At 72.1% G+C, this 11,859-nt stretch carries 12 protein-coding genes and 1 pseudogene; 8 read left to right on the top strand and 5 right to left on the bottom strand.

The genetic code is table 11. The features are described from left to right. Window positions 1–5: 5 nt before the first annotated feature. On the top strand, window positions 6–620 hold the full coding sequence (locus EDD90_RS34580; RefSeq protein ID WP_123976805.1) for a hypothetical protein: 615 nt from the start codon (window positions 6–8) through the stop codon (window positions 618–620). 33 nt (window positions 621–653) lie between these two features. Here the strand turns inward: EDD90_RS34580 and EDD90_RS34575 are convergent, their stop codons facing one another. Beyond that, on the bottom strand, window positions 654–1,046 hold the full coding sequence (locus EDD90_RS34575) for a hypothetical protein (protein WP_123976804.1): 393 nt from the start codon (window positions 1,044–1,046) through the stop codon (window positions 654–656). A gap of 74 nt (window positions 1,047–1,120) precedes the next feature. On the opposite strand from EDD90_RS34575, the gene EDD90_RS55790 reads away from it, so the two are divergent. After that, window positions 1,121–1,264, top strand: coding sequence for a hypothetical protein (locus EDD90_RS55790; RefSeq protein WP_185149322.1), 144 nt, complete (start codon window positions 1,121–1,123; stop codon window positions 1,262–1,264). Window positions 1,265–1,274: 10 nt separating this feature from the next. Here EDD90_RS55790 and EDD90_RS34570 read toward each other — a convergent pair whose 3' ends face one another. Together EDD90_RS34570 and EDD90_RS34565 are read right to left on the bottom strand one after the other, a co-directional pair. Beyond that, entirely contained in the window at window positions 1,275–5,009 is a 3,735-nt protein-coding gene (locus tag EDD90_RS34570; protein ID WP_123976803.1) for an ABC transporter ATP-binding protein, read from the bottom strand. A 137-nt stretch (window positions 5,010–5,146) separates the two neighbouring features. Continuing rightward, entirely contained in the window at window positions 5,147–5,842 is a 696-nt protein-coding gene (locus tag EDD90_RS34565) for an alpha/beta hydrolase (protein WP_123976802.1), read from the bottom strand. Window positions 5,843–6,027: 185 nt separating this feature from the next. Between EDD90_RS34565 and EDD90_RS34560 the strand changes: the two genes are divergently transcribed. Further along, the gene (locus tag EDD90_RS34560; protein WP_123976801.1) at window positions 6,028–6,564 is read left to right on the top strand and encodes a GNAT family N-acetyltransferase; all 537 of its coding nucleotides are present in this window, start codon (window positions 6,028–6,030) and stop codon (window positions 6,562–6,564) included. A 9-nt stretch (window positions 6,565–6,573) separates the two neighbouring features. Here the strand turns inward: EDD90_RS34560 and EDD90_RS34555 are convergent, their stop codons facing one another. Then, a complete protein-coding gene (locus EDD90_RS34555) occupies window positions 6,574–7,029 on the bottom strand; it encodes a MarR family winged helix-turn-helix transcriptional regulator (RefSeq protein WP_123976800.1) in 456 nt (151 codons plus the stop codon). A 98-nt stretch (window positions 7,030–7,127) separates the two neighbouring features. Here EDD90_RS34555 and EDD90_RS34550 point away from each other — a divergent pair, with 98 nt between their 5' ends. The 3 genes and pseudogenes from EDD90_RS34550 to EDD90_RS57755 all read left to right on the top strand — a co-directional run bounded on the left by EDD90_RS34550 (window position 7,128) and on the right by EDD90_RS57755 (window position 8,758). Further along, window positions 7,128–7,961, top strand: a complete 834-nt coding sequence (locus EDD90_RS34550) for an alpha/beta fold hydrolase (protein WP_123976799.1) — start codon at window positions 7,128–7,130, stop codon at window positions 7,959–7,961. A gap of 81 nt (window positions 7,962–8,042) precedes the next feature. Next, window positions 8,043–8,327: pseudogene (locus EDD90_RS58660) on the top strand (MOSC domain-containing protein); the annotation flags it as partial. A gap of 11 nt (window positions 8,328–8,338) precedes the next feature. After that, complete coding sequence (locus tag EDD90_RS57755) at window positions 8,339–8,758, top strand: 2Fe-2S iron-sulfur cluster-binding protein (protein ID WP_260328300.1); 420 nt, start codon at window positions 8,339–8,341, stop codon at window positions 8,756–8,758. A 134-nt stretch (window positions 8,759–8,892) separates the two neighbouring features. Here the strand turns inward: EDD90_RS57755 and EDD90_RS34540 are convergent, their stop codons facing one another. Continuing rightward, window positions 8,893–9,768, bottom strand: a complete 876-nt coding sequence (locus tag EDD90_RS34540) for a PhzF family phenazine biosynthesis isomerase (RefSeq protein ID WP_123976798.1) — start codon at window positions 9,766–9,768, stop codon at window positions 8,893–8,895. Between the two features lie 116 nt (window positions 9,769–9,884). Here EDD90_RS34540 and EDD90_RS34535 point away from each other — a divergent pair, with 116 nt between their 5' ends. Beyond that, entirely contained in the window at window positions 9,885–10,733 is an 849-nt protein-coding gene (locus EDD90_RS34535) for a serine hydrolase (protein ID WP_123976797.1), read from the top strand. Window positions 10,734–10,786: 53 nt separating this feature from the next. Continuing rightward, window positions 10,787–11,830 (top strand): esterase-like activity of phytase family protein, encoded by a 1,044-nt coding sequence (locus tag EDD90_RS34530; protein WP_123976796.1) that lies wholly within the window; start codon window positions 10,787–10,789, stop codon window positions 11,828–11,830. The last annotated feature ends 29 nt before the right edge of the window (window positions 11,831–11,859 follow it).

The following is an 11,859-nucleotide window of genomic DNA, read 5'->3' as shown; positions in this document are numbered from 1 at the left end:
TTGGCATGCGTGCGAGACGTTCTGTGAGGGTGCCGCTGGCACTCGCGGCCGCCCTGCTGCTCGCCGGATGCCGGCTGACCTCGTCCGGGGAGCCGGCGGGCAGCGCCCGGTCGACAACAGATCCACCGGTGTCCGGGTACGGCGAGCGGTTCCTCGCGGTCGACGAGTGCAGCTCCTTCGGGACCGCCGGCTTCACCGAGGTGCCCTGCACCAGCGAGCGGGCGGCGGCCCGGGTCGTGGCCCGGTACGACGGCAGCATCGCCGACGGGCCGCTGTGCCCGGGCACCACCGACTTCGTGCTGCACATCAGCGCCCAGCGCACCGGTGGCGGAACCGGCGCCGGAACGATCCCGCGGGGCTACGCCTGTATGCGCAACCTGGAGCCGCCGCACCCCGGCGACCCCGGTGGGGGCGGTGGACCGCGCACCATCGTCGGTGACTGTGTGTACGGCTCGGGCCGCGGCCAGGTCCGCGAGACCGCCTGCGACGGCTCGGGGAAGCGGAAACCGCAGTACAAGGTGGTACGGGCGGTGACCTCCCGGGCCGGCTGCCCGGTATCGACGGCCCTGTACGTCCAGCTCGGCGGGGAACGGCCGGTGGGCTGCGCCCGCCCGGTGTGAACGTCCGAAGTCAGCCCCGGCCCGATCCGCGCCTCAGCACAGGATCCAGCCCGAGCTCACCGAACTGCGCCCCACCGAGCCCTTCACCCACACACACCGGTGCCCGGCGTGCACCGTCACCGGACCCGCGCGATGGCGGAACTGGCCCTTGTCGACGACCGGCCGGTTGCCGCGGGCCTGGACGCTGACCGACATGGGGCGCTGGGCGTCGGAGCCGCCGGCAAGGGTGATCGCACAGACGTAGCCGCCCTGCCGGTAGACGTGCACGATGCCGGTGGCGAAGGGCATCGTCCACACCTCGCGCCCGGCGCAGCTGCCGGCCGTCGCGGCCTGGGCCTCGGCCGGTGCCACGAGGGTGAGCGCCCCGGAGGCGGCCAGCGCGGCCGCGCCGAGCGCCAGCCACCGACGTACAACACCATTGTCCACAGTCGTCCCCTCCCGTACCGCAGTTGTGCACCATCCATGGACGTACTGATGTACGGACGCAGAACGTATGTCGGATGGTTGCACGACCGTCAGCAAGACCGGACAGGCGCGAGTCGCTGCTCGCCGGCATCGGCGAGGTCGTGGACGCGATGGGGGGCGGCGTCACCATGCGCTGCACCGCGCTGGTCCTCACCGCCGTACGCACGGCCGGCCGCTGAGCCGGGCCCCTCAGCCGGCCACGCCCACCGGCTCCTCCGGCTCCTGGGCCTGGCCGATGAAGGTGCGCCACAGCTCGGCGTACCGGCCGTCGCGGGCCAGCAGCTCGTCGTGCGTGCCGTCCTCCACGACCCGGCCGTGGTCCATGACCACGACCCGGTCGGCGCGGGCGGCCGTGGTGAGCCGGTGGGCGACCACGAGCGTCGTACGGCGGCCCGCGAGGCGGTCGGTGGCCAGGTTGACCTGGGCCTCCGTCGCCAGGTCCAGGGCCGCCGTCGCCTCGTCGAGGAGGAGGACGTCGGGGTCGACGAGTTCGGCGCGGGCGAGGGCGATCAGCTGGCGCTGGCCCGCCGAGAGGTTGCGGCCGCGCTCGGCCACCTCGTGGAGGTAGCCGCCGTCGAGGGTGGCGATCATCTCGTGGGCGCCGACCGTGCGGGCCGCCGCCTCCACCTCGGCGTCGGTGGCCTCCGGCCGCCCGTAGGCGATGGCGTCCCGGACGGTCCCCGGGAAGAGGTACGCCTCCTGCGGGACGACCCCGAGCCGGTGCCGGTACTCGGTGAGTTCGAGGGTGCGCAGGTCGGTGCCGTCGACCGTGACCCGGCCGCCCGTCGGGTCGTAGAACCGCGCGACCAGCTTGACGAGGGTCGACTTCCCGGCGCCCGTCTCGCCGACGAAGGCGACCGTCTGCCCGGCCGGGATGGCCAGGTCGATCCCGCCCAGGGCCTCCTCGTCGTTGCCGTACGCGAAGTGCACGTCCTCGAAGGCGATCTCGCCGCGCAGGGACGGGACCTCGCGGGGCTGGTCGGCGGCCTGCGTCGACGTCGGCTCGCGCAGCAGCTCCTGGATGCGGCCCAGCGAGACGGTCGCCTGCTGGTAGCCGTCGAAGACCTGGGAGAGCTGCTGGACGGGCGCGAAGAACAGGTCGATGTAGAGGAGGTACGCGACCAGGGCGCCGGTGGTGAGGGTGGCCGCCTCGACCCGGTGCGCGCCCGCGATCAGGACGCTCGCCGCGGCGACCGAGGACAGCAGCTGGACGAACGGGAAGTAGACCGATATCAGCCACTGGCCCCGGATACGAGCCTTGCGGTAGCTCTCGCTGCGCTCCGCGAAGCGCCGGGAGCCGTCCCGCTCCCGGCGGAAGGCCTGCACGATCCGGAGCCCCGACACCGACTCCTGGAGGTCGGCGTTGACCACCGACACCCGCTCACGGGCGAGCTCGTACGCCTTCACGCTGGCCCGGCGGAAGAAGAAGGTCGCGACGATCAGCGGGGGCAGGGTGGTGAAGACGACGAGCGCGAGCTGTACGTCGATCACCAGCAGGACGACCATGATGCCGAAGAAGGTGACCACCGAGACGAAGGCGGTGACCAGCCCCGTCTGCAGGAAGGTCGAGAGGGCGTCGACGTCGGTCGTCATCCTCGTCATGATCCGGCCGGTCAGCTCACGCTCGTAGTAGTCGAGCCCGAGCCGCTGGAGCTGGGCGAAGATCTTCAGGCGCAGCGAGTAGAGGACCCGCTCGCCGGTGCGGCCGGTCATCCGGGTCTCGCCGATCTGCGCCGCCCACTGGGCGAACACCGCGACCAGCGCCAGCAGCGAGGCCGCCCAGACCGCGCCGAGCGCCATCTTGCTGACGCCCTGGTCGATGCCGTGCCGGATCAGGATCGGCAGGAGCAGGCCCATACCGGCGTCGACGGCGACGAGGCCGAGGCTGGCGAGGAGGGGCAGACCGAAGCCGCGCAGCAGGCGGCGCAGACCGTAGGAGTCCTCGGGCCGTACGGCACGCGCCTCGTCGATGTCGGGGGTGTCGGTGGCCGGGGGCAGCGCGTCGACCTGGGCGAGGAGTTCCGGGGTGGCCGGGGTGCCGGAAAGGGCGGGGTCCCGGGGGGTGCGGTCACCGGTCCACAGCCGCGGGGTCACCCCGCGCTCGGCGTCGAACTCGGCGTCCAGCTCGTCCCGTACGGACGTGTCCTCGGGCGGGACGGCGGGCAGCGCGTGTCCCGGGGAGACCCCGCCGAGCTCGTCGGGGTCGGTGAGCAGCCGCCGGTACAGGGCGGACCGCTCCTGGAGTTCGTCGTGGGTGCCGATGTCGGCGAGCCGGCCGCCGTCGAGGACGGCGATGCGGTCGGCGAGGTTGAGGGTGGAGCGGCGGTGCGCGATGAGCAGGGTCGTACGGCCCCGCATGACGTGTTTGAGCGCCTCGTGGATCTCGTGCTCGACACGGGCGTCGACCGCCGAGGTGGCGTCGTCGAGGACGAGCAGGCGGGGGTCGGTGAGCAGGGCGCGGGCGAGGGCGACGCGCTGGCGCTGGCCGCCGGAGAGGGTGAGGCCGTGTTCGCCGACGGTGGTGTCGTAGCCGTCGGGCAGCTCGGAGATGAAGCGGTCGGCCTGGGCGGCGCGGGCGGCGGCGAGGATCTCGTCCTCGGTCGCGTCCGGGCGGCCGTAGGCGATGTTGTTCCGGACCGTGTCCGAGAAGAGGAACGAGTCCTCGGGGACCAGGCCGATCGCGGCGCGCAGCGAGTCGAGGGTCAGCTCGCGCACGTCGTGGCCGCCGATCAGGACGGCGCCGTGGGTGACGTCGTAGAAGCGGGGCAGCAGCAGGGAGACCGTGGACTTGCCGGAGCCGGAGGAGCCGACGACGGCGAGGGTCTCGCCGGGGCGTATCTCGAAGCTCAGCCCTTGGAGGACCGGACGCTCATGGTCGTACCCGAAGGACACGTCGTCGAACTCGACCGTCGCGGGTGCGTCGGCGGGCAGGACCTTGGTGCCCTCCTGCATGGTCGGGCGGGTGTCGATCAGCTCCAGGACGCGTTCCGTGCCGGCGCGGGCCTGCTGGCCGACGGTGAGGACCACGGCGAGCATCCGGACCGGGCCGACCAGCTGGGCGAGGTAGGAGGAGAAGGCGACGAAGGTGCCGAGGGTGATGTGACCGCGGACGGCCAGCCAGCCGCCCAGCGCCAGCATGGCGACCTGCCCGAGGGCCGGGACGGCCTGCAGCGCCGGGGTGAACCTGCTGTTCAGCCGAATCGTCCGCAGGCGCCCGGCGAACAGCTTCCGCCCGACCTCCCGCAGCTTCCCGGTCTCCTGCTCCTCCTGCCCGAACCCCTTGACCACCCGCACACCGCTGACGGCGCCGTCGACCACGCCGGCCACGGCGGCGGCCTGGGCCTGGGCGTACCAGGTGGCCGGGTGGAGCTTGCTGCGGCTGCGCTTGGCGATCCAGTACAGGGCCGGGGCGACGGCGAGGGCGACCAGGGTGAGCGGCGGCGACAGCCAGGCCATGATCGCAAGGGAGAGCAGGAAGAGGAGGACGTTGCCGATGGTCATCGGCAGCATGAAAAGGAGCCCCTGGATGAGCTGGAGGTCGCTGGTGGCCCGGCCGACCACCTGGCCCGTGGACAGCTCGTCCTGCCGCCGTCCGTCGAGCCGGGTGATGGTGTCGTACATCTCCGTCCGCAGGTCCTGCTGGACGTCGAGGGCGAGCCGGCCGCCGTAGTAGCGGCGGACGTAGGTGGCGGCGTAGACGAGGACGGCGGCCGCGATCAGGGCCCCGGCCCACGGTCCCATGGACCGGCTGTGGTCACCGATCACATCGTCGATGATCACCTTGGTGATGAGGGGTACGACGGCCAGTACGGCCATGCCGGCCAGCGAAGAGCCGAGCGCCAGCACGACGTCCCTGGGGTGCCGCCAGGCATACCCCGCCAGCCTGCGCGCCCAGCCCTGCTGCTCCCCCTGTTGCGCTGCCACGCGGTAGCCCTCCGTTCGCCCTGGTCTTCCGCATGGTCACAACACGAACGGAACCGGATTTCATCCCTCCGCAACAAAACTCGGGCGGAAGGCGGAGGGGGTCGGTCCTTGGGCGTAGGCCCCGGGGCGGCGATGGATCAGGTCGGGTCGGCCAGTTCGACGAGGTGCCGGGCGGTGCCGGCCGGGTCGACGATCTGGTGCAGGTGCTCGCCCGGCAGATGGGCCACCCGCCAGCCGCGCGCCCGCGCCTCGGCGGCGAGGCCGTCGTACGGCGGCCCGAACAGCAGGTAGGAACAGGGATGGCCGTCCCAGCCGTCGGGGACCGGGATCCGCTGCTCGTAGTAGGACAGCGGCAGGGTGGGCTGCTCCTCGACGACGGTCCGCCGCAGCACCGGACCGGGGAACATCGGGGCAACGTCCGCCTCGTCCCACCAGTCGGTCCACCGTGGCAGCCTGCCGTTCGCGGCCATGGGGCGGAGGAACTCCAGCAGCTCGGGGGCGGCGACCGGGGTCGGTCCGCGCCGGGCCGGCAGTGCGGCGTCGACGAAGACCGAACCGGTCACCGGGTGGTCGAGGCCCGCACGGATCACCGGGAGGAACAAGCCCGCGTTGCTGTGTCCCACCAGCGTGACCGGACTGCCCGCCGGCACCTGCCGCAGCTCGTCACGGACGGCGTCCACCACACGGGGCCAGAAGGGCGGGGCGCCGTCGCCGATGTGCAGGAGCGACGGCACCCGGACCCGGTGTCCCGCCGCCGTCAGGTGCTCGGCCACGGGGTGCCAGGTCGAGGGACCCACGGACGGACTGTGCACGAGTACGAAGACCGGCTGCATACGACGATCGTGCCGCAGAGGCCGCAGGAGGCACAGCGGCCTCTGCCGAGAGCAGAGCAGCTCGCGGCGCCCGGTGGTGTCGGAGGGGTGCGCCCGGAGATCCGCGTGGCCGCCCCTCCCATGGCCCGGCAGCCGCCCGCCGGTAATCGCTTGGCCGACACCCTGCAGGAGATCATCATGAGGGAATGTCTGAAGACCGAACCTTTGCGGCTCCGACCGTGGTGCGACTCCCCCGGTACACGAAGGCGGACCAGGAGGAGATTCTCGGCACCGGTGACGATCCCTTCGGTGTGGACTCGGCCGGTCTGACCTGGCTGCCGAAGGACGAACATTTCGGTGTCAGACACGGCGGCCGGCTCGTGGCACACACCGGCCTGCTGCGGCTGCCGATCGCGATCGGCGGCGCCGAGACGGAGGTGGTGGGTGTCGGCGGGGTGGCCGTCGCACCCAGCGTGCAGGGGCAGGGGCTGGCGCGGCTCGTCGTGACGGCCGCGCTGGAGCACGCCCGCACGATGGGTCCCCGGCACGCGCTCCTGTTCTGCCGCCCTCCCCTCGTGCCGCTCTACCGGCGCCTCGGATGGCACCCGCTGGACACGGATGTGCTTGTCGAGCAGCCCGAGGGCCGTCTGGTGACCATGCCGCTACGGACCATGGTGACGCCCCTGCGCGACGACGCCCGGTGGCCCTCGGGGCCGGTACGGCTGTTCTCGCTCCCCATGTGACGGGCCGGGTCAGACCGAACGCGCCCGCCCGGCGGACTCCAGTACCGCGGCCAGAAAGCGGCGTACCGTCTCCAGCTCGCCCGCCTCGAAACCCTCCGCGGCCGCCACCACCTCGCCGATCACCGGCCCGAAGAAGGCCCAGCCGAGTTCCGTGGCCTTCTCCTCCACCTCCAGGAGCACGCGGCGCCGGTCGGCCGTGTCCCTGCTGCGCCGGACCAGTCCGAGCCGCTCCAGCCGGTCCACGAGGGCGGTGGTCCCGGCCGAGTTCAGGCGCAGCTGCCCGCCGAGCCACCCGGGCGTGGCACGGGTACCGGCCCGCGCCGCGTCCAGCAGGTGGATCAGCGCCCGCACATCCGTGGGATGCAGCCCGTGACGCGCGGCGAACTCGGCGCCGAGCAGGTCGAACTCCACGGTGACCGCGCGCAGCAGGTGAACCAGCCGCATCGCCGGGCTCTGCTCGTCCATGCACCCTCCTCGGACCCCTCGGATCCCTCGGAACCTCTCGGATCCTTAGGCTCCTCGCCTAATATCTCGCTCAACGAGATTATCGCTCGGCGAGAGGAATGCCCGTGTCCTTGTCCGCCTTCGACCGCGCCTACGACGAGCTGCGTGCCCGTTGGCCCGAGTCCACCGAGGAGCGGGACGTCGCCACGCCGTACGGACCCACCCGGGTCCATGTCTACGGCCCGGCGGACGGCCGTCCGCTGGTACTGCTGCCCGGCGGCTCCGCCACCGGCCTGGTCTGGTTCGCCAACGCACCCGCCCTCGGCGCGCGACACCGGGTCCATGCGGTCGACCTGCTGGGCGACGCCGGCCGTACCGAGCGCAGGGGCACCCCGCTGAAGAGCGCCGACGATCTCATGGCCTGGCTGGATGCGCTGCTGGACGGGCTCGGACTCGCCCGTACCCACCTGTGCGGCCACTCGTACGGCGCCTGGCTGGCCGTCCGGTACGCGCTGCACGCTCCCCAGCGGGTCGAACGCCTCGCGCTTGTCGACCCCACCCAGGTCTTCGCCGGGTTCCGCCCCGGCTACCTGATGCGCGCGCTGCCCAGCCTGATCCGCCCGAGCGAGGCCCGCGCCCGCGCCTTCCTGGCCTGGGAGACGGCGGGCAGCCACCCGGACGAGACCTGGCAACGCCTCTACGCGCTGGCCAGCGCCGCTCCCGGCCGCAAGATCGTCGCCGGCGGCCGTCCCCGGGCCGCCGAGCTCCGCATGCCGGTCCTGGTCCTGCTCGCGGAGCACAGCCGCGCCCACCACGCCGACAAGGTCGCCGACAGGGTCCGCCGGACACTTCCGCAGGGCGAGTTGACCCTGCTCCCCCGAGCCACCCATCACTCCCTGCCCCTCACCGCGCCGGAGCAGCTGAACGACCGGCTGACGGACTTCCTGGGCTGACGGTTCGCGGTGGGTCGGCCGAGGCAGCAGAATTCATCGCAAGGGGGCTGTGACGGCACCGGCCGCCCCCAGGAGGTCGCCATGTCGACGCTGCTTTCCGTCAATGTGGGGATGCCCAAGGACGTCCCCTGGCAGGGGAGGACCGTCCGCACCGGAGCGTGGAAGTCCCCGGTGTCCGGCCGTCGTATGGTGCGGCGGCTGAACGTCGAGGGAGACGGCCAGGGCGATCTTGCCGGACACGGCGGCGAGATCCGGGCCGTTCTCGTCTACCAGGCGCAGTCCTACGAGTACTGGCGGAAGCAGCTCGGGCGCGACGACCTGACCTTCGGGATCTTCGGGGAGAACTTCACCGTCGACGGCCTGCCCGACGACGAGGTGTGCATCGGCGACCGGTACCGCGTCGGCGAGGCCGAGTTCGAGGTCACGGTCTGCGTCCCGAGCGGATCCACACGGAGCGGTTCAGCGCGCTCGCCGCCGTCAACCCCGGTGTCACCCCCACCGCCGCGGTCAGGCCGCACCAGCCGTCCGGTCCCCCGGGCACCGGCCCCCTCATCACCTTCGCTCGCAGCGGCATCACCACCCCGTGGTCGCCCGCCCGTGCCTCACTCCTCGAACTCGCCGAAGCCTGCGACATCCCCACCCGCTGGTCCTGCCGCACCGGCGTCTGCCACACCTGCGTCACCCCCCTCGTGACCGGCGACATCGCCTACACCACCCCGCCCCTCGAGCTCCCCGGGCCCGGCAGCGTCCTGGTCTGCTGCAGCACACCCACCACCGAGGTCGTCCTCGATCTCTAGGGCCGGTCGGTCAGCCGCGCTCTGAAGGGGCGCTGGGGGTACCCCGGCCGAAGGCTGGGGGAGAAACCGCGCGACCAGCCAGGCGGCGCCGCAAAGACGAGCGACGGCGCCGCACGGCACATCCGGCGGAGCGCTCAGCCGATACGGGCCCCCGTGCCGGCCACCCGAACGCGGGGGTCGCCCTGGTGCAGGGTCACCGTGAGTTCGCCGGGGCGGCCCAGGTCCTCGCCCTGGTGGAGGGTGAGGACGGCGGCCTCGGGGACCAGACCCAGCTCACGGGCGTACGCGCCGAACGCCGCGGCCGCCGCGCCGGTCGCCGGGTCCTCGACGACCCCGCCGACGGGGAACGGGTCACGGACGTGGAAGACGGTGGCGGACTCCCGCCACACCAACTGGACCGTGGTGAGGTCCAGTCGGTGCATCAGGGCTTCGAGGCGCGCGAAGTCGTAGGCGAGGTCGGCGAGTCGGGCGCGGGTCGCCGCCGCGAGCACGAGGTGGCGGGCGCCGGCGAACGCGATACGGGGCGGGAAGGCCGCGTCGAGGTCGTCGGCCGGCCAGCCGAGCGCGGCCAGCGCCTGAGCGAGGTCCGCGTCGGCGATCTCCTCGATGTGCGGCTCGACACTGGTGAGCGTGGCCGTGACCGTCCCGCCCTCCTCGGCCACCACCACCGGCACGGTGCCCGCGCGCGTCGCGAACACCAGCTCCCCGGGGCCGATCCGCTCGGCGAGCGCGACGGCCGTCGCCACGGTGGCGTGCCCGCAGAACGGCACCTCGGCCTTCGGGCTGAAGTAACGGATGGTGTACGCCCGTCCGTCCGTGCCGCCGAGGCCCTCCGGCGGCGCGGTGAGGAACGCGGACTCCGAGTATCCGAGGTCGGCGGCGATGGCCAGCATGTCGTCGTCGTCCAGACCGGTCGCGTCCAGAACGACACCGGCGGGGTTGCCGCCTTCGGGGACACCGGAGAAAGCTGTGTAGCGCAGCACCTCGGGCCGTGGCAGGTTCGTCGTCATACCCGCGGTAACGAGGGGCGGGCCCACGGGTGTTCCCGGTGACGGCAGGCAAATGACTCGTCAAAATCACCAACGCTCGTACAACCTTTCAGGCGAACTGGTGAGTCATTCCCGGCATGACTCACCGGATACCCAGACGCGCCAGAGCGCTGGCAGCGGTCGTCGGCGGGGCCGCGCTCGCCGCGGGCGTGGCCGCCGCGCCCGCCTCCGCCGCCACACCGACCGTCAGCTGTACGTCCGCGAAGGCAGGCCTCGCCGCGAAGTTGAAGACGGACATCACGGCGGCCCTGGCGAACCGCAAGGGAACCGTCGCCGTCGGACTGTACGACCGGTCGACGAAGACGACCTGCACGCTCCGCTCCACCACGCACTACGACTCGGCCAGCACGGTCAAGGTGACCGTCCTCGCCACGCTGCTGTGGGACGCGAAGAAGCACAACCGCTACCTCACGACCACCGAGCAGTCGCTCGCCAAGGCCATGATCACCAAGTCGGACACCGACGCGACCTCGAAACTGTGGAAGCAGCTCGGCCTGACGAAGATCAAGGGCTTCCTGGCCGCCGCCGGGATGACCCAGACGACCCCGGGCGCGAACAACTACTGGGGGCTGACCCAGATCGACGTGCACGACGAGCAGAAGCTGCTCGCGCTCGTCACCGCCAAGAACACCGTGCTGAGCGACAATTCGCGGGCCTACATCCTCAAGCTGATGGGGCAGGTCATCTCGTCCCAGCGGTGGGGCACTCCGTACGGCGTCCCGTCCGGCGTCTCCGTGCACGTCAAGAACGGCTGGCTGCAGCGCTCCACGCACGGCTGGCGGGTGCACAGCCTCGGCACCTTCAGCGGCGGCGGGCACGACTACCAGATGACCGTGCTGACGCAGGACAACAGCACGATGCAGTACGGCATCAACACGATCCAGGCCGTCGCGAAGGTCATTCACAAGGACCTCGCCGCGAGCTGAGCCTTCATGAACGGGCCTCCCGCCCGTCACCGTCGCGTCCTACGGTGACCTGCATGCGCCTGCGAACCGTACTCGCCACCGTCACCGCCGGCCTGGCGGCGGCGGCCACCTGTCTGTCCGCCGCCGGGGCCGCCGACGCGGTCACCGCCAACACGGCCGACGCCCACGCCTGTTCGTCCTCGGTCTCCATCGACGGCTTCTCCGACGCCCTCGACAAGACGGCCTTCGGCGGTTACTTCGTCGGCAACCTCTCCGCGCTCGCCGTGGACAAGGACGGCTCCATCGCCGCCCTCGCCGACCGGTCCTACCTCTTCGACCTGGACGCGAAGACGCTCGCACCGAAGTCCGTCGTGGGACTCGCCGACGAGAAGGGCGCGGCGCTCGACTCCGAGGGCCTGGTCGTGGACCGGGACGGCACCCGGCTCGTCACCTCCGAGACCGAGCCGTCCATCCGCCGCTACTCGGTGGACGGCAGGATCCTGGACCGGCTCCCGGTGCCGGCCTCGCTGCTGGTGTCCCCCGCCGGACGGGCGACGGGCAACCAGACCTTCGAGGGCCTGACCCTCCTGAACGGCGGCCGCACCCTGCTGGCCTCCATGGAGGACGCGATCTCCGGCGACACCCCCGGAATCGTCCGCTTCCAGACCTGGCAGCGCACCAAGGGCGACCACTTCAGGCTGTCGGCCCAGTACGCCTACCGCACCGACGACCCGGCCCTCGGCGTCCCCGAGGTGCAGGCGCTGCCCGACGGCCGGCTGCTCGTCCTGGAGCGCGGCTTCACCTCCGGCGTCGGCAACACCGTCCGCCTCTTCCTGGCCGACCCGCGGCACGCCACGGACACCAGCGGCATCGAGAACCTGACGGGCCAGGCGGACGTCCACCTGATCAGGAAGACGCTGCTCACGGACATCGCGACCTGCCCGTCCCTGGGCGCCACGGCCAGGCAGCCGCAGCCCAACCCGCTCCTCGACAACATCGAAGGCATGGTGGTCACCGGCCGCGAGAAGGGCCGTTACAAGGTCCTCCTGGTCAGCGACGACAACCAGAACGCCGCCCAGACGACCCGCTTCTACCGGCTGTCGGTCCGCGTGCACTGACCGGCCGACACGCCACCGGGGGCCGCTCC

It is taken from the genome of Streptomyces sp. Ag109_O5-1 (genome assembly GCF_003814875.1).
GTDB classification, from domain to species: Bacteria; Actinomycetota; Actinomycetes; order Streptomycetales; family Streptomycetaceae; genus Streptomyces; species Streptomyces sasae.
The sequence above is the reverse complement of the archived record's forward strand: the minus strand, read 5'-3'. Positions and strand labels throughout refer to the sequence as shown.

Coding starts and splice junctions, on each gene's coding strand:
- EDD90_RS34550 (WP_123976799.1), top strand. CDS start 7,128: ATGCCCGTGTCCTTGTCCGCCTTCGACCGCGCCTACGACGAGCTGCGT.
- EDD90_RS34560 (WP_123976801.1), top strand. CDS start 6,028: ATGTCTGAAGACCGAACCTTTGCGGCTCCGACCGTGGTGCGACTCCCC.
- EDD90_RS34530 (WP_123976796.1), top strand. CDS start 10,787: ATGCGCCTGCGAACCGTACTCGCCACCGTCACCGCCGGCCTGGCGGCG.
- EDD90_RS34535 (WP_123976797.1), top strand. CDS start 9,885: ATGACTCACCGGATACCCAGACGCGCCAGAGCGCTGGCAGCGGTCGTC.
- EDD90_RS34555 (WP_123976800.1), bottom strand. CDS start 7,029: ATGGACGAGCAGAGCCCGGCGATGCGGCTGGTTCACCTGCTGCGCGCG.
- EDD90_RS34580 (WP_123976805.1), top strand. CDS start 6: ATGCGTGCGAGACGTTCTGTGAGGGTGCCGCTGGCACTCGCGGCCGCC.
- EDD90_RS34540 (WP_123976798.1), bottom strand. CDS start 9,768: ATGACGACGAACCTGCCACGGCCCGAGGTGCTGCGCTACACAGCTTTC.
- EDD90_RS34565 (WP_123976802.1), bottom strand. CDS start 5,842: ATGCAGCCGGTCTTCGTACTCGTGCACAGTCCGTCCGTGGGTCCCTCG.
- EDD90_RS55790 (WP_185149322.1), top strand. CDS start 1,121: ATGGTTGCACGACCGTCAGCAAGACCGGACAGGCGCGAGTCGCTGCTC.